This is a genomic window from Acidimicrobiales bacterium (genome assembly GCA_036273495.1).
Classification (GTDB): Bacteria; Actinomycetota; Acidimicrobiia; order Acidimicrobiales; family JAJPHE01; genus DASSEU01.
The window spans coordinates 1-21,040 of sequence record DASUHN010000083.1 but is presented as its reverse complement, the minus strand read 5'-3'; the positions used below and the strand labels follow the sequence as shown (position 1 = coordinate 21,040).

General features: G+C 73.1%; 20 protein-coding genes and 1 other RNA gene. 8 read left to right on the top strand and 13 right to left on the bottom strand.

Annotated features, from left to right (window positions below):
• The 3 genes from VFW24_03390 to VFW24_03380 form a co-directional block, all read left to right on the top strand.
• Window positions 1-429: hypothetical protein (locus VFW24_03390; protein ID HEX5265793.1), on the top strand; the 429-nt coding region annotated here is incomplete at its 5' end.
• Window positions 393-1,874, top strand: a complete 1,482-nt coding sequence (locus VFW24_03385; protein ID HEX5265792.1) for an FGGY family carbohydrate kinase — start codon at window positions 393-395, stop codon at window positions 1,872-1,874. The genes VFW24_03390 and VFW24_03385, both read left to right, overlap by 37 nt.
• A 39-nt stretch (window positions 1,875-1,913) precedes the next feature.
• A complete protein-coding gene (locus VFW24_03380; protein ID HEX5265791.1) occupies window positions 1,914-3,050 on the top strand; it encodes an NAD(P)-binding domain-containing protein in 1,137 nt (378 codons plus the stop codon).
• Between the two features lie 12 nt (window positions 3,051-3,062).
• On the opposite strand, the gene VFW24_03375 is transcribed toward VFW24_03380, so the two are convergent.
• From VFW24_03375 to VFW24_03350, 6 genes are read right to left on the bottom strand one after another with little or no spacing between them, the layout of a single operon-like run.
• Window positions 3,063-3,695 carry a Clp protease N-terminal domain-containing protein gene (locus VFW24_03375; GenBank protein HEX5265790.1) on the bottom strand — a complete coding sequence of 211 codons (633 nt, stop codon included), beginning with the start codon at window positions 3,693-3,695 and terminating at the stop codon, window positions 3,063-3,065.
• Window positions 3,696-3,752: 57 nt separating this feature from the next.
• Window positions 3,753-4,484, bottom strand: a complete 732-nt coding sequence (locus tag VFW24_03370) for a peptidase E (protein ID HEX5265789.1) — start codon at window positions 4,482-4,484, stop codon at window positions 3,753-3,755.
• A 17-nt stretch (window positions 4,485-4,501) separates the two neighbouring features.
• Window positions 4,502-6,802, bottom strand: a complete 2,301-nt coding sequence (locus VFW24_03365; GenBank protein HEX5265788.1) for an SMC family ATPase — start codon at window positions 6,800-6,802, stop codon at window positions 4,502-4,504.
• Window positions 6,799-7,911 carry a DNA repair exonuclease gene (locus tag VFW24_03360; protein ID HEX5265787.1) on the bottom strand — a complete coding sequence of 371 codons (1,113 nt, stop codon included), beginning with the start codon at window positions 7,909-7,911 and terminating at the stop codon, window positions 6,799-6,801. The genes VFW24_03365 and VFW24_03360 overlap by 4 nt, the downstream gene beginning before the upstream one ends.
• A gap of 9 nt (window positions 7,912-7,920) precedes the next feature.
• Entirely contained in the window at window positions 7,921-9,486 is a 1,566-nt protein-coding gene (locus tag VFW24_03355) for an ATP-binding protein (GenBank protein ID HEX5265786.1), read from the bottom strand.
• A gap of 13 nt (window positions 9,487-9,499) precedes the next feature.
• A complete protein-coding gene (locus tag VFW24_03350; protein HEX5265785.1) occupies window positions 9,500-10,486 on the bottom strand; it encodes a DNA double-strand break repair nuclease NurA in 987 nt (328 codons plus the stop codon).
• A gap of 124 nt (window positions 10,487-10,610) precedes the next feature.
• Between VFW24_03350 and rnpB the strand changes: the two genes are divergently transcribed.
• Window positions 10,611-10,971, top strand: an RNA gene (gene rnpB / locus VFW24_03345) — RNase P RNA component class A.
• Window positions 10,972-11,370: 399 nt separating this feature from the next.
• On the top strand, window positions 11,371-11,676 hold the full coding sequence (locus VFW24_03340) for a hypothetical protein (GenBank protein HEX5265784.1): 306 nt from the start codon (window positions 11,371-11,373) through the stop codon (window positions 11,674-11,676).
• Window positions 11,677-11,702: 26 nt separating this feature from the next.
• On the opposite strand, the gene VFW24_03335 is transcribed toward VFW24_03340, so the two are convergent.
• Window positions 11,703-13,613 carry an alkaline phosphatase family protein gene (locus VFW24_03335; protein HEX5265783.1) on the bottom strand — a complete coding sequence of 637 codons (1,911 nt, stop codon included), beginning with the start codon at window positions 13,611-13,613 and terminating at the stop codon, window positions 11,703-11,705.
• Window positions 13,614-13,696: 83 nt separating this feature from the next.
• The gene (locus tag VFW24_03330; protein HEX5265782.1) at window positions 13,697-15,187 is read right to left on the bottom strand and encodes an MFS transporter; all 1,491 of its coding nucleotides are present in this window, start codon (window positions 15,185-15,187) and stop codon (window positions 13,697-13,699) included.
• Window positions 15,188-15,332: 145 nt separating this feature from the next.
• On the opposite strand from VFW24_03330, the gene VFW24_03325 reads away from it, so the two are divergent.
• A complete protein-coding gene (locus VFW24_03325; protein ID HEX5265781.1) occupies window positions 15,333-16,340 on the top strand; it encodes a WYL domain-containing protein in 1,008 nt (335 codons plus the stop codon).
• On the opposite strand, the gene VFW24_03320 is transcribed toward VFW24_03325, so the two are convergent.
• The 4 genes from VFW24_03320 to VFW24_03305 all read right to left on the bottom strand — a co-directional run bounded on the left by VFW24_03320 (window position 16,312) and on the right by VFW24_03305 (window position 18,342).
• Complete coding sequence (locus tag VFW24_03320) at window positions 16,312-16,503, bottom strand: hypothetical protein (GenBank protein ID HEX5265780.1); 192 nt, start codon at window positions 16,501-16,503, stop codon at window positions 16,312-16,314. The genes VFW24_03325 and VFW24_03320 overlap by 29 nt on opposite strands.
• A 71-nt stretch (window positions 16,504-16,574) precedes the next feature.
• Window positions 16,575-16,865 (bottom strand): DUF1330 domain-containing protein, encoded by a 291-nt coding sequence (locus VFW24_03315; protein ID HEX5265779.1) that lies wholly within the window; start codon window positions 16,863-16,865, stop codon window positions 16,575-16,577.
• The gene (locus VFW24_03310; protein HEX5265778.1) at window positions 16,862-17,632 is read right to left on the bottom strand and encodes an alcohol dehydrogenase catalytic domain-containing protein; all 771 of its coding nucleotides are present in this window, start codon (window positions 17,630-17,632) and stop codon (window positions 16,862-16,864) included. The genes VFW24_03315 and VFW24_03310 overlap by 4 nt, the downstream gene beginning before the upstream one ends.
• Window positions 17,620-18,342 (bottom strand): HAD family phosphatase, encoded by a 723-nt coding sequence (locus tag VFW24_03305; GenBank protein HEX5265777.1) that lies wholly within the window; start codon window positions 18,340-18,342, stop codon window positions 17,620-17,622. Before VFW24_03305 ends, VFW24_03310 begins: the two co-directional genes overlap by 13 nt.
• A 37-nt stretch (window positions 18,343-18,379) precedes the next feature.
• Between VFW24_03305 and VFW24_03300 the strand changes: the two genes are divergently transcribed.
• Window positions 18,380-19,549 carry a thiolase domain-containing protein gene (locus VFW24_03300; GenBank protein ID HEX5265776.1) on the top strand — a complete coding sequence of 390 codons (1,170 nt, stop codon included), beginning with the start codon at window positions 18,380-18,382 and terminating at the stop codon, window positions 19,547-19,549.
• Window positions 19,546-19,959, top strand: a complete 414-nt coding sequence (locus VFW24_03295) for a Zn-ribbon domain-containing OB-fold protein (GenBank protein HEX5265775.1) — start codon at window positions 19,546-19,548, stop codon at window positions 19,957-19,959. Before VFW24_03300 ends, VFW24_03295 begins: the two co-directional genes overlap by 4 nt.
• Window positions 19,960-19,963: 4 nt before the next feature.
• Here VFW24_03295 and VFW24_03290 read toward each other — a convergent pair.
• Window positions 19,964-21,040: CoA transferase (locus tag VFW24_03290; protein ID HEX5265774.1), on the bottom strand; the 1,077-nt coding region annotated here is incomplete at its 5' end.

Genomic DNA, 21,040 nt, shown 5'->3' with positions numbered 1-21,040 from the left:
GTGAGCGCCTCCCCGCCGCTGCTCGACCGGCGCCGGCTGCGCCAGGCCGTGCTCGTGATCCTGGTGCTGGCGGTGCCGACGCTGATCATCGTGCGTGCCGTCAAGGGCGGGGACCTGACGGGGCGGGAGTCCAACCTGTGGCTGGTCGCGGTGGGGATCGTGCTCGTCGCCTACGGCCTCGGGGGCTTCGTGGCGGCGCGGGGCACCCGTGACCTTCCCCTGTCCCACAGCGCGGCGGCCGCCGGCTACGCCTTCGGGGTCATGGCGGTGGGCTCGGTCGTGGCCGCCCTGGCAGGGGGCGACCACATCCGGGGCGGCGTGGTCGTGGCCGTGGTCCTGCTCGGAGGCCTGTGTGTCTGCGTCGCCGTGCTCGGCGGCTACGCCGCGGTGTGGTGGGCCGACCGCGTGCGCAATCGGGGCATCCCCTGAGCATCCTCGTCGTCGACGTCGGCACCAGCGGGGTGCGCGGCGCGGTCGTCCGCCCCGACGCGTCGGTCGGCCACGTGCACCACCGACCGGTGCTGCCGAGCACCCCGGCGCCGGGCCTGGTCGAGTTCGACGCCCGGGCCATGGCCGACGCCGCTCTGGCGGTGGCCCGCCAGGCCCTCGACGAGGGCGGCCCGGTCGACGCCGTCGGCATCGCCAACCAGAGGGCGTCCACCGTCGTGTGGGACCGGGCCAGCGGGGAGCCGGTCGGCCCCGGGATCGGGTGGCAGGACCTGCGCACGGTGGTGGCGTGCCTGATGGCGCGCGAGCAGGGGGTGCGGGTGGCTCCGAACATGTCCGCCACCAAGCTCCAGTTCCTGCTCGACCAGGCCGACCCCGAGCGCCGGGCCGACCTGTGCTTCGGCACCGTCGACACGTGGACGGCCTGGGTTCTGTCGGAGGGGGCCGTCCACGTCACCGACGCCACCAACGCCGGCACCACCGGGCTGATCCGTCCCGATGGCGGGGGCTGGGACGAGACCGTCCTCGGGGCCCTCAACATCCCGCCGGCGGTGCTGCCGGCCATCGTCGACTCGACCGGTGAGGTCGGTCGGGCCACCGCCCTGCCCGGGGCTCCCCCGATCTCCGGCCTGATCGGGGACCAGCAGGCGTCGCTGGTGGGCCAGGGCTGCACGAGGGTCGGGCTGGCCAAAGCCACGTTCGGGACCGGGGGGATGCTGGACGTCTGCGTCGGCGCCCGGCGCCCGTCGTTCGACCAGCGGGGGGCCGCCGGGACCTTTCCGATCGCCGCCTGGCGCCGCGACCGGCGGATCACCTGGGGCCTGGAGGCCATCATGCTGTCGGCCGGCACCGCCGTGGAGTGGCTGCGCGACGACCTCGGCATCATCGCCACGGCCGCCGACTCCGACGCCCTGGCCGGCTCCTGCCCGGACACCGGGGACGTCTGGTTCGTCCCCGCCCTCCTCGGCCTGGGCACTCCGGTGTGGGACTTCGGGGCGCGCGGAACCCTCATCGGCCTCACCGGCGGCACGGGCCGGGCCGAGGTGGTTCGCGCCGTCCTCGAGGGCGTGGCCCACCGCGGGGCGGACCTCCTCGAGGCGGCCGGGGCCGACAGCGGCCTGTCGATCTCCTCGTTGCGGGTGGACGGGGGCATGACCGCCAACCGCACGTTCCTCCAGGCCCTGGCCGATGCCGTCGCCGTTCCGGTCGAGGTCTCGCCGGTCCTGGAGGCGACGACCCTCGGTGCCGCCTTCATGGCCGGACTCGCCACCGGGGCGTGGCGCGACGAGGAGGAGTTGGCCGCCACCTGGTCCCCCCGCCAGGTCATCGAGCCCGGCCCCGGCGCCGGCTCCCACCGCGAGCGCTGGCTCGAGGCCCGGGCCCGGGCCGAGAAGGTCGTGCCGGAGCTCTCCTCGATCGAGTTCTGAGCCCGGGCCGGACCAGCCCGCTCCCCGCACCCGGAGGTCGTGACGGACAGGACCGAGCTACTCGTCGTCGGAGCGGGGCCCTACGGCGTTGCCGTGGCCGCCCATGCCATGGCCCGGGGCATCGGTACCCGGGTCCTCGGGCGGGCCATGGGATTCTGGACCGACAACATGCCGGCGGGGATGTTCCTCCGGTCCGGTCCGGACTGGCACCTGGACGCGTCCGGCATCCACACCTTCGAGGCCTTCCTCGAGGACCGGGACATCGCCCCCGCCGAGATCGATCCGGTGCCGATATCGGTGTTCCTCGACTACGCCGGCTGGTTCCAGGCCCACAAGCGGGTCTCCGCTGACGACCGGATGGTCGAGCGGCTGGAGGAGGCCGGGGGGTCGTTCGTGGCCCACTTGAGCGACGGCGGGGCCATCGCCGCCGATCGGGTCGTGGCCGCACCCGGCAACCGCTTCTTCCGGCACGTCCCGGAGTGGGCGGCGGCGCTGCCCCCGGAGGTGGTGGCGCACACCTGCGACGTCGTCGACTTCGACGACGTGAGCGGAGGGCGCGTGCTGATCGTCGGGGGACGCCAGAATGCCTACGAGTGGGCCGCCCTGTTCGGCGACCACGGCGCCGAGCGGATCGACATCGTGCACCGCCACGACGTCCCCGACTTCGACCGGGTCAGCTGGAAGTTCGTCGACAGGTACGTCGAGCGGACTATCCGGACCCCGGGGTGGTGGCGGTCACTGGACCAGGCCCGGCGGGACGAGATCGCCCACGAGTTCTGGCGGGTCGGACGCCTCACGCTGGAGTGGTGGCTGACGCCCCGGATCAGTGACGCCCGCTTCCACCGCTGGGCCGGGGCCTCGGTTGTCGACGCAGTTGCCGAGCCCCGCCCCACGGTCACGCTGTCGAACGGTCGTCGCCTCGAGGTCGACCGCATCGTCCTCGCCACGGGCTACCGGGCCGACATCTCCCGGGTGCCCTACCTGGAGGCGCTGGCCCCCCGACTGGCGACCAGCTCCGGCTTCCCGTCGCTGGACCACACCTTCCAGTCGTCGGTAGCCGGGCTCTACCTCCCGGGATTCGTGGCCACCCAGGACTTCGGGCCCTTCTTCGGGTTCACCAAGGGCTGTCCCGCGGCCGCGACTCTCGTCGTCGAGGACCTGCTCGCCGGCGGCTGAAGCTCCGGCGCGTCACGCGGACGGGCCCGGCACGACGCCGACGGTCGTGCCGCACCCCGGGCAGTGGACGACGACGACCTCGATCGATCCCCGCCCGGACCCGCGGGAGGTGACCGGACGGTGAGCCAGGCCCCCGCTGAGATCCGATCCACAGCCTCCACAGCGGGGAGAGGCGGTCCCGGTCTCGGGCGCGGGAGCCACGGGCGTGGGCGCGGCCGTCGTGTCGTTGGCGGCGGCGTCACGGAGAAGCGATACGTCGACCCCGACCCCGCGCAGCACCTGGCCGGCGCGTCCCTCGACGTCGAGCAGCGGGACCAGGATGTGCTCGGGCTCGACATGGTCGGTCCGGAGCCGAAGTGACAGCCGGTCGGCCCGCTCCAGGGTCCGGCGGGCCCGATCGGTGAGATCGAGCTGGCCCGACTTCGGCTTGGCGCCGGGCGGGCCGGCCAGCTCGGTCACCTTGCTCCGGCAGCCGTCCAGGGTGGCCCCCGCCGCCAGGAGAAGACGGGCGGCCCGGTTGCCCCCGTCACCGAGCAGGCCGAGCAGAAGGTGCTCGGTGCCCACCAAGCCGGAACCGAGACGACGGGCCTCCTCCTCGGCGTGGTCCAGGGCCGCCCGGGCGGAGTCGCTCAACCGGGTGTCCACGCCACCGGACGATAGAGGGCCCGCGGCGGTCCTCGGTGAGCCCGGAAGGGGCGCCCGTCAGCGCAGGCGGGAAGCAGGCAGGCGGGTCTCGGTGGCGCCGTCCGGCCCGGGCTGCACGTGGTAGGCGTGCGCACCCTCGCGGTCGGCCACGACCTCGGCGACCTCGGTCCCCTCGTAGACCACGGCCGCGCCATCGTCGGTCGCGTAGCCGGCCCCGAGTACGCCCTCGGCCACCAGCCGCTGGTACAGGGGCCGGCGCTGCTCCTCCGAGTCGTAATGCGGGCAGTTCGACCAGGGCACGAAACCCAGACAGTTCGTGATGGGCTCCAGCGTGGGTCCGAAGGAGTCGGTGGTGCCCCCGGTGTGCCAGCACAGCGAGCCGGCCGACACACCACCGAGCACCACACCCTGCTGCCAGCAGTCCCGGAGCACCTCTCCCAACCCGTGGACCCCCCACACCGCCAGCAGGTTGGCCGTGCTGCCGCCGCCCACCCAGATCACGTCCCGGGACCGGAGGTGGCCGGCGACGTCGTCGACGCCCGGCATCGGGAAGAGGGCCAGCACCGACACGTCGAAGTCGCTGCCCTCGAAGGCGGAGTGGACCGCGGCGCGGAGGACGGGATCGTCTCCGACCGCCGTCGTGACGAAGCACAGCCGCGGGCGGGCCGCGGACCGGGCCCGCTCGGCGGCGTGGGCGAAGACGGGTCCCGGCCGCCAGTCGTACGGACCGCGAGGCCCGCGGTCGAAACCGATGCTGGAGGCGATGATCGTGGGCGTGGCGGCGGGCATGCTCGTCTCGACTGGCCCTACTGGTTGAGCAGTCGGGCCGTGGCCCGCCGCCCCGGCAGCTTCACCACCTCGACCGCCCCCGGCATCTGCTCCTTGATGGCCGGATCGTGGGTGACGACCAGGACCTGACGGAACCGGCCCCGCAGCCTCTCCAGCGCCAGCAGCATGCGCGCCTTGCGGTCCTCGTCGAGGGGGCCGAACACCTCGTCGAGCACGAGCAGCCCCACCGCCCCTCCGGACTGGAACCGGACGTGCTCGCTGATGGCCACCCGGAGGGCCAGGTTGGCCAGGTCGGTCTCCGACCCGGAGAAGCGGTCCATGCCGTAGGCAACGCCCTGGTCGACGATCTGGATCTCGTAGGTGTCGGGATCGACCTGCAGCTGGTCGTACTCGCGATCGGTCAGCTCCCCGAACAGGTCGGCGGCCTGGGTCGACAGACGAGGACCGACCGAGGCCACGACCGCGTTGCGGAACGACGACAGCAGATCGGCCAGCCGGCCGAGATGGCGCACCTCCTCTTCGACCTCGGCCAGCCGGGCGTGCTGGGAGTCGGCGTCCTCCAGCCTGAGCCGGCGCTCCTCGACCGTGGCCGCGGCCGCCGCCGCCGCTCCGGCGGCCCGCTGCGCCTCGGAGGAGCGGGCGTCGCTCAATGTCCGCGCCTCCACCGCCATCTTCTCGGCCGCGGTCAGCTGGTCGGGCGAGAACGCCAGGGCCCGCACCTTGTCGCGCAGGTTCTCCAGGCGCGAGTCGAGGTCCAGGACCTTCTCCTGCTCGCCCCGGAGCTCCACCTCCGCCCCGGCCCGGCGCTCCAGCCGGCCCCGCACCCGGGCGCAATCGGCGAGGGCGTCCTTGCCCGCCCGGACCGCTTCGACCAGCCGTTCCCGCTCGGCTGTGAGGTCAGGAGCGGGGTAACCCGCAGGGGGGCCCGCCGCCAGCGCCGACTGCGCCGCCTGGTCCACCTCGATGGCCGACCGCCGCCGCTCGGCCACCTTCTCGTGCTCCGCCCACGCCTTGCGGGCCGCCTCCAACCCCAGCCGCGCCTGCTCGGCGGCGGCGACCGACGCCTTGGCCTGCGCCTCCACCACCTTCCGCTCGGCGTCGAGGGCGGCCAGCCGCTCCCGGGCGGCGGCCAGCTCGGCGGCGCGGTGCTCCTGGACCTGCTCGAAGGCCTCCTCCAGCTCCTGGCCGCACAGCGGACACGCCTCCTCCCCGGAGAGCGCCGCCGAGCGGGCCACCACCTCCTCGGCGTGCTCGACCGCGGCCCGGGCCGCGGCCAGGCGGCCCTTGATCTCCGCCAGCCGGGACCGGTCCTCGTCCGCCACCTCGCGGGCGGCGTCGGCGGCGTCGGGATCGGGAGCGGGTGGCGCAACGGGATCGGGCAGGGCGGAAAGGGCCCGGCCCGAAGCACCGGCGGCTTCGACGAGCTGCAGGCGGCACTCGGCGTCGGGGAGCCCGGCCGCCAGTGGCTCCAGCTCCTTGAGGCGCTTCTCGGCGCCGGCCAGTTCGGCCAGCTCTGCGGTCAGCCGCTCCACCCGGGCTGCCGCTTCGTTGCGCTGTTCCTTGACGGCGCGTCCGTCCCGCACCAGGGCCTCGTGCTCCTTCCCCGTGTCGACCAGTAGTCGGTGGCATCTCTCGGCGGCGTCCGCATCCGCCCGGGCCGCGTCCGCCGCTTCTGCGGTTGCGACCGCCGCCTTCCCGGCCTGCTCGACCTGGTTGGTCGCCTCGGCCAGCTGCCGGCCGATCTCCTGACGGTCGGGTAGCAGAGTGCGCAGCCGGACGAGCTGGTCACCCGCCTCCCGGGCATCCTTGCGGGCCTGGTCCCGGGCTCCGTCGAGAGGTGTGATCCCGAGCAGCTGCATCACCAGCTTGCGCCGCTCGGCCGGGGCATGCGAGGAGAACGCCGCCAGCTGCTTCTGCTCGGCGAAGACCGACGCCCGGAAGGCCACGTCGTCCATCCCGAGGACGGAGTGGACGTAGGTGGCCACGTCCCGGACCCCCTCGGCCACCTGCGCCCCGTCGGCGTGGGCCTGGGCGCGCACCGTGTGGTTCTGACCCGAGATCGTCCGGCGCACCATGTAGAGATGGCCCTCGTGCTCGAACTCGACCTCGGTCACGCAGTCGGCGTTGACGTCCGCCGTGCGGATCCCGTCCTTCGGGGTGCGGGCCCGGCCCCAGAGCGACCACACGATCGACTCGAGCAGCGTGCTCTTGCCCGCCCCGTTCGGGCCGAACACCCCCACCAGCCCGGGCGGCAGCTCGAGCTCGACCGGGTCCTCGAACACCCGGTAGTTGCGCAGGTACAGGCGCGTGAGTCTCACGACATCTCCACCGCCTGGGTCAGGTACTCGTGGCCGAGGCGGGCCAGGCGGTCCCGGTCGAAGCCGGTGAGGTCCTGGCGCTCGAGGTAGCGGTCCCACTGCGCCGGCACCGACGCCAGGTCGGGCAGCTCGACCATCGACGCCGCCGCCACAAATGTGGGCTCCAGCTTCAGGTGCAGGGCGGCGGCCCCGGCGGCGCGCACCTCCTCCAGATCGAGCATGCGGTAGGCCTCGGGGTCCACCGAGTCGAGGTACAGGCGGGCCACGGCGCCGTCCGGTATCTGCACCACCCGCTCCAGCACCAGCTGGCGCACCTCGGCAGGTGACAGGCCGATGGCGTTCACCGTCTCCAGCGTGACCAGAGGACGCCGACCCGGCAGGGCCACGTGCCGGCACTGTCCCGTGTCGGTGTCGAGGACCAGGATCCCCTTCTCCTTGTCCGGGTCGTCGGCGAACGAGAAGGTGTCGGTCGAGCCCGCGTACCAGATGCCGGACGCGACCTGGGTGTGGAAGTGGTAGTGGCCGAGCAGCACGAAATCGGACCTCAGCCGGCCGGCATCCACCTCGATCTCGTTGATGTCGCTGTAGCGCGGCTCGACCTGGGTCACGCGTGGGTGGGTGAGCAGCAGATTGGACGCCGTGAGCGAGCGGCTCCGGTCGGCTTCGTCGAGGGCGTCGAGGGTGGCCTCGACGGTCAGCATCTGCGGCACGGCGTGAACGACGAGCCCGGACAGCTCGAAGCGCTCGTAGGAGAGGCGGTGGGCGAAGTGGAAGTCCGGGAACGTATCGGCCAGCGCCGAGTACGGGCTACCCGTGCCGGGCAGCCGGGGGGTGTCGTGATTGCCCGAGATCAACACCGCTCCGACGCCGTGCTCCCGGATGCGCGTCAGGGCCCGCTGAGCCACCCGGAAGGACCGGAAGGTGGGACGGGGGTGGTCGAACACGTCCCCCAGCCACACGATCACGTCGGGCTCCTGGGCGAGGGCCAGATCCACGGCGTCCTCGAAGGAGCGCTCGAAGTCCGCCTCGCGCTGGTTGACCCCCTCCGGGGTGGTGGCCGGGTAGTACGAGCGGCCCAGGTGGGCGTCCCCGATGGCTGCGACCCTCACGACCGGGCCTCAGTCCACCAGGGCGGCCACGTTGGCCGCCATGACCGGCCGCGGGGCGGGCGGGGGCGGCGTGCTCCGCACCACGTCCTCGTAGAGGTGGATGGTGGCCGGCACCGCGAAAGGCGCCTCGAGGTTGGCGATGAGGCACTCCCCCGGCATCAGGGTCTGGATTTCCGGTCCCAGGGCCGACAGGTCCTGCTTCGACGACGAGCGCAGGATGTTGCGGTCCTTCTCGTCGGCCAGGCCGAGGATGAAGAAGGTGTTGAACTGGCTGAGCAGCTCGTCCTCGAGGAGCTTGGGCTGCTGGGTCACGGCGCAGAGGCCCACCTTGAACTTGCGTCCCTCCCGGGCGATGCGCGGGAAGACGTTCGACTCCCGGTCGGCGCCCGCCGACAGCACCCGTTGGGCCTCCTCGAGCACGACGCTGACGACCGGCAGCTGGTCGTGGCGGCCCGGCTCGTCCAGGTACGCGGCCGACCACTCCCCTATCACCCGGCGGGCCAGATAGGACGCGATCAGCACCTCCTCGGTGGAGCCCAGCCCGCTCACATCGATCAGCACCACGTTGCCGTCGGCCAGGTCCCGCACGACCGCCGCTCCCACCGACACGTTCGGGTCGGTGGCCACGCACGACAATCCGACGATGCGACGGGCCCGGCGGTGCACGACCTGCAGGGTGCTGAGGGCTATGCGCCCCCCGAGCTCCACGTCGCGGAAGCCGGCCAGGTCCTCGACACGCGCCAGCTCGACCAGCCAGGCGAGGCCCTCGACGCCGTAGTGGCGCTCGAGCTCGAACAGCGCCTCCTCCTGGGGCCGGCTCCACTCGTAGGCGGTGCGCAGGTCGTCGACCGACAGCTCCCCCACGCTCACCCGCAGCCCTGACGTGTTGGGAAGGGGGCGGGCGGCGTAGGTGCGCAGACGCTCACGGGCCCACGGGTGGGCCGACAGGGCGCCCCGGTACTCACCGTGGGGATCGACGATCAGCAACCCGTAGCGGCCGCCGCGCTGCATGACCGAACCGGCCAGCACGCGCATCAGGTTCGACTTCCCCATCCCGGTCGTGGCGAAGATGCCGACGTGGCTGGCGAGGCTGGCCCCGGGTATCCCCACCTCGAAGTCGACCTCGGCCTCCCCGCTGCGGAGGTTGCCCACGGGCAGGTCCCCCATGCGGCTGGCCAGGAAGGCGAAGTCGGAGGGCTCCGGGGCCACCACCCGGCTGAACTGGGTGGGCAGGCTCTTCGGCTTGCGGAAGGCGCTCCCGTCCGGCGTCAGGTAACCGAGGCAGCGGGCCTCGGCCACGCGGTAGGTCCGCCGCCCCGACTCGTGCACCGGATGCGTCCCGGACTCGCCGCGTGCGTCGTCGGACAGCAGGGTCCCCGCCACCCGCTCGGCCCAGCCCGGCTCGCGGTGCTCGGTCCCGTAGGTCACGTCGACGACCCGGAACAGGTACCGCCGGCCGGTGGCCTCGTCCACACCTACCAGCAGCTCACCGAGGAACAGATCCTCGTCCGGGGCGGCGCGGAACGTGGCCTCGAGCACGTTGCGCCCGAACAGCCGGCCGCGTATCTCGGTCATGGTCGTGACCCCCTCATCCGTGCCGTTCCATCATCCGGTGCCGGTCGTCGAAGGCCCGTTCGCGCGTCTCCGCGGAGACGCCGGCCTGCTCCAGGGCCTCGTCGAGGGCCAGCCAGGTCTCGGCGCGCAGCCAACCCGGGCACGCCGCCAGCCGGTCGGCCACCGAGAGCGGGTACGGGTAGCCGGGGAAGCCGGCGTCGTCCGAGACGCCGGCGACGGTCGTGAGGACCGCCTCCGGATCCGATCCCGACGGCAGGTCGACCCGGAAGGCGTAGCGGGCGTCGGGGTCCAGCCGGGCCACGACGACCTGCAGGTCGGGCCACCTCGACCCTTCACGGGTCCGACCGACCGGGACCCACCAGCGGGTACGGGGGCCGAACAGCTGGGCGGCCTCGAGCTCCAGCTGGCCGATCAACGGGGCGCCGCCCCGGGCCAGCGAGGAGTGCTTGGTTACCGCGGCGAGGGACACCCCGCGTGCCACCGCCCTCTCGATGATGCCGGGCACCACGTCGGCGGGGATCCGCCAGTCCGGGACGAGGTCACCGTCCACGAGGACGACGGAACCCGGCACCGCCCGGTCGACGGCGGCGGCCACCGCCATCCACTCCTCCCGGTCCCGGAGCAGGTTGACGTCCACCGGCGCCCCCTCCGGAAGGTCCGGGGTGCGTTGACCTCCGGCCTCCCCGGTGCCCAGGAGGTGGGCATGCAGCGGTCCTTCCTCCTCCACCACGCAGCGCCCGTCCCGGAAACAGACCAGTGCGCTCCGGGTCACGAAGACCTGGAGGCACCGGGCGTCGGCCACCAGGGCCTGCCCGCCGTCGACCGCCCACACCTCGGGGGGCCGGCCGGGGGCTTCGAGCCGGCGGGGCTCGAGGACCGGCTCGAACTCGAGCTCGGACGCCGACGGATCGCTGACCGTCCGGTCCCGCCCGAGGAGGATGCCGGCCAGCCGGCCAGCCACCTCCGAAAGGGAGTCCCGCTCCGCCGCCGCGATCGTCACCCGATCGAGGGTGGCAGCGGGCTGTGACACTGGCCCGGCCCCGAATGACACGCTTGTTATTCTGCCACCTGCGCCACCCGCCCCGGACCGCTCCCCCCGCCTGTGGGAGGATGGCTACCGACGGTGAGCCGGCCAGGTGGCCGCGGCCCGGCCTGGACCGGGTCGAGGAAGGTCGGGACTCCGCAGGGCAGGGTGCTGGTTAGCGGCCAGTCGGGGTGACCCGCAGGAAAGTGCCACAGAGAACAGACCGCCGATGGCGCCTCCGGGCGCACAGGCAAGGGTGAAACGGTGCGGTAAGAGCGCACCAGCGTCCCGGGTGACCGGGACGGCTAGGCAAACCCCACCCGGAGCAAGGCCAAGCGTGGGACAGGGCGGCCCGCCCGGCCCCGAAAGGGGCAGTCCCCAGGTAGGCCGCACAGATGGATGGCCACCGGGACGCCCGAGAGGGCGTCTCACAGGATCCCGCCTATCGGCCGGCTCATCGTCACCACCTCTGGCCTTCGGTGTCGTACCTCCTAGCCGAGCCGAAGTGCGGTGGCAGTCCGCTGAGGCCGCCGCGACTGACGGTGGAACCGGGATGACATCCGTGTGGTTCTGCCAACGACCGGCTGGGGATAACGGCCACTCTTGCGCCCCAGTCACGGAACCCGAGCCCGAACCCGGGTCCTGGTCGGCAGCGTCGTGGGACTGGTTGTCGGCTCTGGCGTCGCTTTCAGTCCGGCTGCCGTCGCCGCCCCGCTCTTCGGCTGGGTGGCCGCGGCCATGGTGTTCGTCGTCTGGACCTGGGTCGAGATCTGGCCCCAGGGGCCGGATGCCACCGCGGCTCACGCCAAGCGAGAGGACCCTTCCCGCCCAGTCTGATCCACCTTGGCGAGGTTCGCCGCATGGCCGGTTCTCCGTCCCCGCACCGCCCGTACACGACCCTCCACGTTCCGTGCATGAACACCGCTCTGGCGGGGTACAGCACGTCTCGCCAGGAGGGAGGCCGAGCAATGGCGCCGAGCACCCCGGGCGCGGCGGACGCCTTTTTTGTCGTGGATGAGGAGGCGGACGGACTGGACCTGAGGGAGGTCCGGCTGCTGCTCGAAAAGCTCGTCGAACGCCGTCTGCTCGCCCCGCTCTCGGTCGAGGATCAGGCCCTCTGGGGCCAGCTCATCGAGCGGGAGAAGGAGCTGCTGGCCCCCCAGTAGACCAGTAGACCAGTAGACCGGACGGTTCAGTCCGGCTGAACCTCGGCCTGCCCAGGTCGGGGAGCAGGACCCGGCCCGAGCCGGCGCCGGAGGGCCAGGGCCGCCACCGCCCCCAGCCCCAACAACCCGCCCGCCGACAGCGGCGAGAGCCCGCCCGTGGCCGGGAGCGACCCCCGGGTGCCGGAGGAGCCCGAGGCGCCACCGGGGCCCGAGCCGGTACCCGCGCCTACCGGGACGGCCGACGTCCCGGTCGCGCAGGCGGCCAGCTGCGGCCGGCGCACCGGGGAGACGAGGCGTTCCTGGGCCGGCATGGCCGCCGTGGTCGGGACGACGGGATCCTGGACGATGGGCTCGGTCCCGCTCGACTCACTCCCGACCGTGCCCGTGACCACGCACTGGGTCAGGACGGCCGGGTCGACCCGGTTGGGCACGACCGCCAAGACGGCGGTGGGGACCGAGGCGTCGGGCTGGGCGCCGAAGCTGAAGGGCGAGGTCAGATCACCGACGGCCTGGCGGCGCCAGGCGCTCAGTCCCGGAGAGCGGGTGGAGGGGTCGCGGCCGGGTATGCGGGCGGGGTGCCCGCGGGCCTGTGACCAGGTCTCGACGAAGCGGAGAAGCGACGTGTGGTCGAAGCGGTCCGAGCAGACGAGCGGCCCCCCGGACGGATCCGGGTTCCTCGAGAAGGGAGAGACCACGAGGGTGGGCACCCGGTACCCCAGCCCGATCGGGCCGTGGCTCATGTCCACGCCCCCGACCGTCGTGGCCTCCTTCCGGGCCGCGGAGGTGAGCGCCGCCTGGTTCATGTACTCCCCCGGCGTTCCCGGTGGAGCCGTCGGGGGCGGCACATGGTCGAAGAAGCCGCCGTTCTCGTCGTAGGTGAGGAACATGACCGACCGCGACCAGACGCCCGACGTCACCAGGGCCGACAGCACGGTGTGCACGATGCTCTCGCCCCACTCGACGGGAGCAGGGGCGTGCTCGGTGTCGGGGAGGTCGGCCAGGAGCCAGGAGACCTGCGGGAGAGTGCCGGCCTGACAGTCGGCGGCGAAGTCGGCGGGGAAGGAGTTCGAGCCGAAGGCGGGGACGGACAGGGACGGGTCGCCTCCCGCCGGCCGGAACTGCGGGAAGTACCGCAGCACGTTGTCCCCGAGCTGACCGTCCGGGGTGCCGTAGACCTTCCACGAGATGCCGGCCCGGGACAGCATCTGGGGGTACGGCACCCAGCGGCCGCCGGCCCCCAGGTCGGCGCCCGGCGTCTGAACCGTTCCCACCTTGGTGTCGAAGAAGGTGCAGCCTCCGTCCCAACCGTCCGGGTCGATGGTGCCGGTGATCGAGTAGAGGCGGTTCTGATCGGTCCCTCCGATGACCGAGCAGAAGTAGTTGTCGCAAACAGTGAAGTGGTCGGCCAGCGTGTAATAGAACGGCAGGTCGGCCCGCTGGTAGTACGACATGGTCACCGCGGCCTGGCGCGGGTCGGCCTCGGTGGCCAGGTGACTGTTCATCCAGTTGTCGCTGGCCCCGCCGTTCCAGCTGTCGTGCGCCCCCGCCCACTGGTGCTCGACGTCGTTGGTGCACTGCCCCTGGTGCGGGACCGCCGTCACCGTCGTGTCCATCCGGAACGGCAGCATCGGGTTGGGGATCCCGGTGGGCTGCGCCGGCTGGCGGTAGGCCTGCCGGAAGGCGCCAACGCCGCCGGGGGCGGTGCGGTCGTCGAACCCGCGTACCCCCTTGTAGGCCCCGAAGTAGTTGTCGAAGGACCGGTTCTCCTGGATGAAGATCACGATGTGGTCGATGTCGGCCAGCGACGCCGGCGGACACGGTCCCGCCGCCGTGGCGGTGAGCGCCTCGACCAGGCTCGACCGCCCGAGGACGGTGGCCCCGACTCCGCCCGCGGCCGCCATCTGCAGGAACCGCCGCCGCCCCATGGTCTCGCCCACCGGCGGAATCTAAGCAGCGGGCCGCTCGGGGCGTGGCCTCCTGGCCGGCAGGTGAACAGCGGCCAGGAGCCGCGCCCCGGGGTTCACCCGCCGGCGGGCACCGGGGCCAGGGTGTCGGGGAGGGTCCCGGCCCCGGCCTCCGTCACCACGTCGGGCCGGCCCACCACCACCCGGTCGAGCAGGGAGAAGGCGATCACGCCGGCCGCCGCCAGGAGCACGGTCCCGATCCGGAAGGCCAGGACGTAGCCGTGCACGGCGGCCGCGGCGGCGGGGACCCCGTGGTGGACCTGGCCGGCGGCGTGACGCAGGGCCAGCGTCACCAGGCACGCCAGACCTACCGCGCCACCGATCTGCTGCATGGCGCTCTGCACTCCGGACGCCAGGGACGAGTCCTCGCCGGTCACCCCGTGCAGGGCGCTGTTGCCGATGGCGGGGAAGCTGACGCCGGAGAACAGCCCGAGCACGATCATGCCGGGCAGGATCCCGGCCCCGTACGAGGACCCCGGCGCGATGCCACTCGCCAGCGCCAGCCCGACCGCGCAACCGAAGAAGCCGGTGCCGAGCATGGCGCGGGCACCGAGTCGGGGCATCAGCGCCGTGCTCACGCCGATCCCGGCGCTGATCGAGATCCCGAAGGGCAGGTAGGAGAGGCCGCCGCGCAGAGGCGAGTAGCCCTGCACCTGCTGCTCGAACAGAGTCAGCAGGAAGAAATAGCTGAAGAAGGAAGCCGAGAAGAACAGGGTCACGAAGTTCGTCACCACCCGCGTGCGGTTGGTGAAGAACTCGACGGGGATGAGGGGAGCCCCGGATCGGGCCTCGATGCGGACCATCGTCACCAGCAGGACTGCGCCGGCCAGCAACGGGACGAGCACGTTGGCGCTGCCCCACGAGTGCGTCGCCGCGCCCAGGAGGCCGTCGACGACGGCCACCAGACCGGCGGTGCCGATGAGCGCCCCCGCCACCCGGGGCCGCCGGGCGCCGCGGGTCATCCGACTCTCGGCCACCAGTCGGGGCACGGCCAGCAGGGCGAACAGCGCGACCGGCAGGTTCACGAAGAAGATCCACCGCCACGACGCGAGGTCGGTCAGGGCCCCGGAGATCACCGTGCCCGACGTGCCGCCGAGGCCGGCTATTCCGCCCCAGATGCCGAGCGCCTTCATCCGCTCGGCCGGATGGGGGAACAGCAGGGCTATGAGACCGAGCGACGCCGGCGCCGCCATGGCCTCTCCGGCACCCTGGAGGAAGCGGGCCCCGACCAGCATGCCGGGAGCGACCGCCGCCCCGCACAGCGCCGACGCGACGGCGAAGACCGCCACGCCGATGAGGAACAGCCGCCTGCGCCCGAGCAGGTCGGCGGACCGCCCCGCCAGCAGCAACAGCCCGCCCGCCGCCAGGACGTAGCCGTTCACCACCCACGCCAGCCCCGCCCGCGAGAACGCCAGGTCGTGCTGGATCCGGGGCAGGGCCACGTTCACGACCGTGATGTCGAGGACCAGCATGAACTGGATGAGGGCCAGGACGGCCAGCGCCTTCCAGCGCCGGGGATCGGCGGAATTGTCGGGGGGCGACTGCATTCGGGACTCCTTTTCGGGTTCGTCGGTCGGACGGCTCGGGCCCGGCCAACTCATCGGGGGACAGCGCCGTGGGTGATCCGTCCCGGCGCAGCATGCGCCTCTTAAGCGGTCATCCTCTGGCCTGTTTTGGTGGCACGATGACGGGGTGCGCGCCGACCGGCTGGTCTCGCTCCTGCTGCTCCTGCAGCAGCGCCAGCGCCTCACCGCCGGCGAGGCGGCCGAGGAGCTCGAGGTCTCCGAGCGCACCGCCCGCCGGGACCTCGAGGCGCTGTCGGCGGCCGGGCTGCCCGTGTACGCCGAGCGGGGCCGGGCAGGGGGCTGGCGCCTCCTCGGAGGCGGGCGGACCGACCTGTCCGGGCTGTCGGCCGCCGAGGCCCGGGCCCTGTTCCTGGTGGCGGGGCCGGCCGCCGACGCCACTCCCGAGCTGCGGGCCGCGCTCCGCAAGCTGGTGCGCGCCCTGCCCGAGCCCTTCCGGGAACGGGCGGAGGCGTCGGCCGCCTCGATCGTCGTCGACCCCGGTGGGTGGGGGCAGAGACGGCGGACCGGTCGCCCCGTCCACCTCGACGCCCTCCAGGAGGCCGCCGCCGACGGCAGGCGGGTGCGTCTCGGCTACACCGACCGCGGCGGCAAGGCGACCGTGCGGATCGTCGACCCGCTGGGGGTGGCCCTCAAAGGCACCGTCTGGTACCTCGTGGCGGGCACCGAGGAGGGCATGCGCACCTTCCGGGTCGGGAGGGTGACCTCGGTGGAGCAGACGGGGGAGGCGGTCGTGCGCCCCGACGGCTTCGACCTGGCCGAGACCTGGCAGCACGTCGTGGAGCGGGTCGACGAGCTGCGGTCCCCCGCCGCCGTCTCAGCCCTGGCCGACCCCGACCTGGTGGAGATCCTGCGGTGGATATTCGAGCGCCAGGTCGAGGTGGGGGCCCCGGCTGAGGACGGTCGGGTGCCTGTCGTCGTCAAGGGTCACGACGTCGAGGTGCTGGCGGCCCAGCTGGCCGGGTTCGGCCGGCGCATCGAGGTGGTGGGGCCGCCCGAGGCGCGGGAGCACCTGGGCCGCATCGCCCGGGAGCTCGTCGGCGTCTACGGCCCCGCCGACCCGACCGACGGCGCCGGTAAGGGGAGGCTCAGGCCGCGGGCCGGCTCGGGGGCGTGAGCGCCTGCTGCATGGCGGCAGTGAGCACGGTGCGGCAGAAGGCACACAGCGGCACGCGCATCAGCTCGACGGTCTCGTTCACGCGCACGGTCACGGTGTCGACGTGCAGGTCGGGCTGCACACCGGGCTGGTGGTCCCGGTCACCGCAGCGGCTGCACGTCATGACGTCTCCTGTCGGTGTCCGTCCTGATCAGATGTTCGACAGAAGCTCCGGCAGTCCTCTAGCGGCGCGCGCTAGCTGAGCCCGTCGACGACGACCATCCTCCAGGCTCCGGCCCCGGCGCGGACCGCCCGGGCCTCCAGGTAGTCCTCCGATTCGTACCATTCGCGTGCCGCCTCGACCGAAGCGAACTCGACGATCACGAGTCGGGTCGGGACCCAGTCTCCTTCGAGCACGTCGAAGGGGCCGCCTCTCACCAGGAACCGGCCCCCGTGACGCTCGACGCTGGGACCGGACAGCTCCCGGTAGCGCGCCGCCTTCGCCTCGTCGGTGCTCTGGACGTCGATGACCACGTAGGCCGTCATCCGGCCGGGTCCAGAAGGACTTTCAGCACCCCGTCGGTGCGCGAGTCGAAGATCCGGTAGGCGTCGGCCGCGGCCGACAGGGGCAGGCGATGGGTGAACACGTCCTCGGGATGCAGGCGGCCCGAGGCGATCAGCGGCACCAGGCTGTCCCACGTGCCGGGGATGGATGCGAGCGTCACCCGGAAGGTCAGCCGGCGCATCAGCGCCAGCGCCATCGGGAACGGGAAGGCCATCCCGAGGTTGACCCCCACGACCGAGACCGTTCCCCCCGGCGCCGCGCACATGATCGCGTCGGAAACGGTCTGGTCGGCACCCACCGCCTCGATCACGCTCTCGGCGCCACGTCCTCCGGTCAGCTCCTGCACGCGCCCCACTGTGTCCCCCGCCGACGCGTCGACCGCCTCGGCCTGACCACCGGGCAGCGCCGTACCGGTGCCGAACACGGCCAGGCCGTTGTTGCGGCACACCCCCGGGTCGCGGGCCAGGCAGTCGGGGCAGCGCCCGCACCCGATGACACCCGACACGAGCACACGGTCGCCGCGGGAGACGGTGCGCACCCCCGGCCCGACCTCCTCGACCGTGCCGACGAACTCGTGGCCCAGGCGGGTGCCCGGAGCGCCGCCCTGGCCGTGGTACAGGTGCAGGTCGGACCCGCAGATGGCGGTGGCGTCGACGCGCACGACCGCGGAGTCGGCTCCGAGCAGGCCGGCGTCGGGTACGTCCTGCACGCTCACGGCACCCGGCCCGTCGAGGACTACGGCGCGCATACCGCTCCCTCCTCGGCGCTGGGCGACCGGGCCGGCGGCGGCAGCCCCACCAGCACGTCGAGCTCGTCGAACGCCGCCACCCGGTCGGGCCCCACCAGGATCGAGCGGATGCCGAGCCGGGTGGCGGCCGCCACGTTGGAGGGGTGATCGTCGAGGAACACGGCCCGGCCGGCGGGCACGGCCAGCTCGGCCAGCGCCAGCTCGAACATGCGGGCGTCGGGCTTGCGCACGCCGGCCCGGCACGAGTCCACGATCACGTCGAAGAGCTCGTCGACCGGGATCATCCCGCGCCACGCCTGCCCGAACTCGGCCACGTTGTTGGTCACGCAGGCCGTGCGGACTCCGGTGGCGCGCACCCGCCGGGCCCGGTCCACGACCTCGTCGCGCTGCACGTCCTCGGGCCGCTGCCCGAGCAGCAACGAGAGCGGGTCGAGGTCGAACCCCCGGCCCCGCGCCAGCTCGGCCAGTGCATCCCGCGCGTCGAGCAGGGTCAGCTCCCCCCGTTCCAGCCGGTGCCACGGATGGTCACCGTCCTGGTCGTACGGGCCGAAGCAGAGATCGAAGGCCACTCCCTCCTCCAGGCCCAGCTCCTTGCCCGCCGCCGCGACGGTGTCGAACGGGGAGAGGGTGAACACGCCCCCGAAATCGAACAGGACGGCGTCGACCGTCCGATCGGCGGGGGCCGGGGTGTCTTCGGGGTCCGGTGGCATTGCCGCCAAAGTACCGCCGGCTACTACGGTCATCCGGGTGACCATCCGCGGCAAGGCCTTCATCGCCGGGGCGTTCGAGCACCCGGGCCGGGAGCTGCCCGATCTCAGCGTGTCCCAGATCCACGCCGAGGTGGCGGCGGGGGCGCTGGCCGACGCCGGCCTCGGCTTCGGGGACGTCGACGCCTACTTCTGTGCCGGGGACGCCCCCGGCTTCGGACCCCTGTCGATGGCCGAGTATCTCGGGCTGCGGTGCTCGTACGTCGACAGCACCGAGACCGGCGGCTCCTCCTACGTCGTCCACGCCGGCCACGCCGCCGCCATCGCCGAGGGGAAGTGCCAGGTCGCGCTGGTGACCCTGGCGGGCAAGCCGCGCACCGGGGGGGCCTATCCCGGGGCGGCGGGGCGGATGGCCAACGCCCCCGAGTCCAACTTCGAGCGCTGGCAGGGCATGCCGGGAGCAGTGGGCGGCTACGCCCTGGCGGCCCAGCGCCACATGTACGAGTTCGGCACCACCAGCGAGCAGCTGGCCGAGATCAAGGTGGCGGCGTCGCTGCACGCCCAGCACAACCCCGACGCCTTCCTGCGCAAGGCGGTGACCGTCGAGGAGGTGCTCGACTCGCCGATGGTCAGCTCCCCCCTGCGCCGCATGGACTGCTGTGTGGTCACCGACGGGGGCGGGGCGGTGGTTCTCGTCAGCCCCGAGGTGGCGCGGGACCTCCCCCGGCGCACGGCCAAGGTGCTGGGCCACGGGGAGGCGCCCAAGCACACCGACAACGGCCGCATCGACCTCACCTACAGCGGCGCCGTCTGGTCGGGGCCCCGTGCCCTGGACGAGGCGGGAGTGGCGGTCGGGGACGTCGACTACGCCTCGATCTACGACTCGTTCACGATCACCGTCGTCGAGACGATCGAGGACCTCGGTTTCTGCGCCAAGGGCGAAGGTGGTCGCTTCGTGTCGGACGGCGCGCTGGTTGCGCCGTACGGCAAGTTGCCGTTCAACACCGACGGCGGCGGTCTCTGCAACAACCACCCCGCCAACCGCGGGGGCATGACCAAGATCATCGAGGCGGTGCGCCAGCTGCGCGGCGAGGCCCACCCTCCGGTGCAGGTGCCGGACTGCGAGATCGCCCTGGTCCACGGCACCGGGGGCTCGCTCGGCACGCGCATGGGCAGCGCCACGCTGATCCTCGGAAGGGAGGACGCGTGACCACCGTCGCCGAGCTGCCCGCCTTCGGTCCCGACCCGACCCCGGAGGACGCCCCGTTCTGGGAGGCGGCGGCCGAGGACCGCCTGGTGCTGCCCCGTTGCCGCGGCTGTGCCACGTTCATCTGGTACCCGCGCTCGTTCTGCCCGCAGTGCCACTCCCCGAAGGGGGTGGAGTGGGTGCCCGCCAGCGGCCGGGGCACGGTCTACAGCTTCACCGTGAGCCACCGGGGCATGGGCCCGTATTCCGAGCACGCCCCCTACGTCGTGGCCTACGTCGAGCTGGAGGAGGGGCCGCGGGTGCTCACCAACATCGTGGGCGCCGACCTCGACACCCTGGGCATTGGGGACCCGGTCACGATCGTCTTCCAGCCCGCGGGCCAGAGCAAGGTCCCGCGCTTCGGGCCGGCCTGACCTCTCAGGCCACCGCCCCGGAACGGCGGAGGGCGGCCACCTCGGCGGCGGTGTAGCCCAGCTCGGCCAGCACGGCGTCGGTGTGCTGGCCCAGGAGGGGTGGCGGCAGGCGGTGGGTGGCGCGGGCGCCGTCGGCCGACACCGGGGTGTCGACCAACCGCAGATCGGGCACGGCGGGATGGGGGAAGCCGGTGAGCAGCCCCAGCTCGGCGGTCTGCTCGTCGTCGACCACGTCGGCCACGGTCCGCACCCGGCTGCAGGGGACGTTGGCGTCGGCCAGCACCTTCTCCCACTCCGCCGCCGACCGGGTGACGAAGCGGGGCCGCAGCAGCCGCCGCAGCTCGTCGCGGTTCGCCACCCGCAGCGGATTGGTGGTGAAGCGGTGGTCCCCGGCCAGGTCCGGGAGCTCGAGCGCCCCGACCAGCGACCGGAAGAGGTTGTCGTTGGCGGCGGCCACCATCAGCTCACCCTCGGCCGTGGGGAACACCTCGTAGGGGGCGATGAACGGCGTGCCCGTGGCCGACCGCTCCGGCACCACTCCCGAGGCCAGGTACCCGGCCAGGTGGTACGACATCCACCAAACCCCGGTCTCGTACAGGCTCCCCTCCAGGCGGCAGCCCCGCCCGTCCCCGGCCCGGCGGGCCAGGGCCGAGAGGATGCCGACCACCGCCCACAGCCCGGACCCGAGGTCGATGGCGCCGATCCCCAAGCGCACGGGGGAGCGGTCGGGCTCACCGGTCATGCTCATGATCCCGGTGGCCGCCTGCAGGACGGGGTCGTAGCCCGGCGCGCCGGACATCGGTCCCCTGGCCCCGTAGGCGGAGATGGTGCAGTAGATCAACCCCGGGCGCTCGGGCTCGAGCTGCTCGTAGCCGAGGCCCCGCTTGGCGAGGGAGCCGGGCCGGAACGTCTCGACGAGGACGTCGGCCTGCCGGGCCAGCCGGCGCACCACCTCGACGCCCTCGGCGGTGTCGAGGTCGACGGCCACGCTGCGCTTGTTGCGGTTGGCCGACAGGAACGTGGGGCTCTCCCCGCCCCACTCGGGCGGGGTCCACTGGCGGGTGTCGTCCCCCCGGCCGGG

Excerpts from the sequence above, each read along its gene's own strand:
- VFW24_03310 (HEX5265778.1), bottom strand. The coding sequence starts at position 17,632 with ATGCGCGCCGTAGTCCTCGACGGGCCGGGTGCCGTGAGCGTGCAGGAC.
- VFW24_03315 (HEX5265779.1), bottom strand. The coding sequence starts at position 16,865 with ATGACGGCCTACGTGGTCATCGACGTCCAGAGCACCGACGAGGCGAAG.
- VFW24_03340 (HEX5265784.1), top strand. The coding sequence starts at position 11,371 with ATGGCCGGTTCTCCGTCCCCGCACCGCCCGTACACGACCCTCCACGTT.
- VFW24_03330 (HEX5265782.1), bottom strand. The coding sequence starts at position 15,187 with ATGCAGTCGCCCCCCGACAATTCCGCCGATCCCCGGCGCTGGAAGGCG.
- VFW24_03320 (HEX5265780.1), bottom strand. The coding sequence starts at position 16,503 with ATGACGTGCAGCCGCTGCGGTGACCGGGACCACCAGCCCGGTGTGCAG.
- VFW24_03355 (HEX5265786.1), bottom strand. The coding sequence starts at position 9,486 with ATGACCGAGATACGCGGCCGGCTGTTCGGGCGCAACGTGCTCGAGGCC.
- VFW24_03305 (HEX5265777.1), bottom strand. The coding sequence starts at position 18,342 with ATGCCACCGGACCCCGAAGACACCCCGGCCCCCGCCGATCGGACGGTC.
- VFW24_03370 (HEX5265789.1), bottom strand. The coding sequence starts at position 4,484 with ATGCCCGCCGCCACGCCCACGATCATCGCCTCCAGCATCGGTTTCGAC.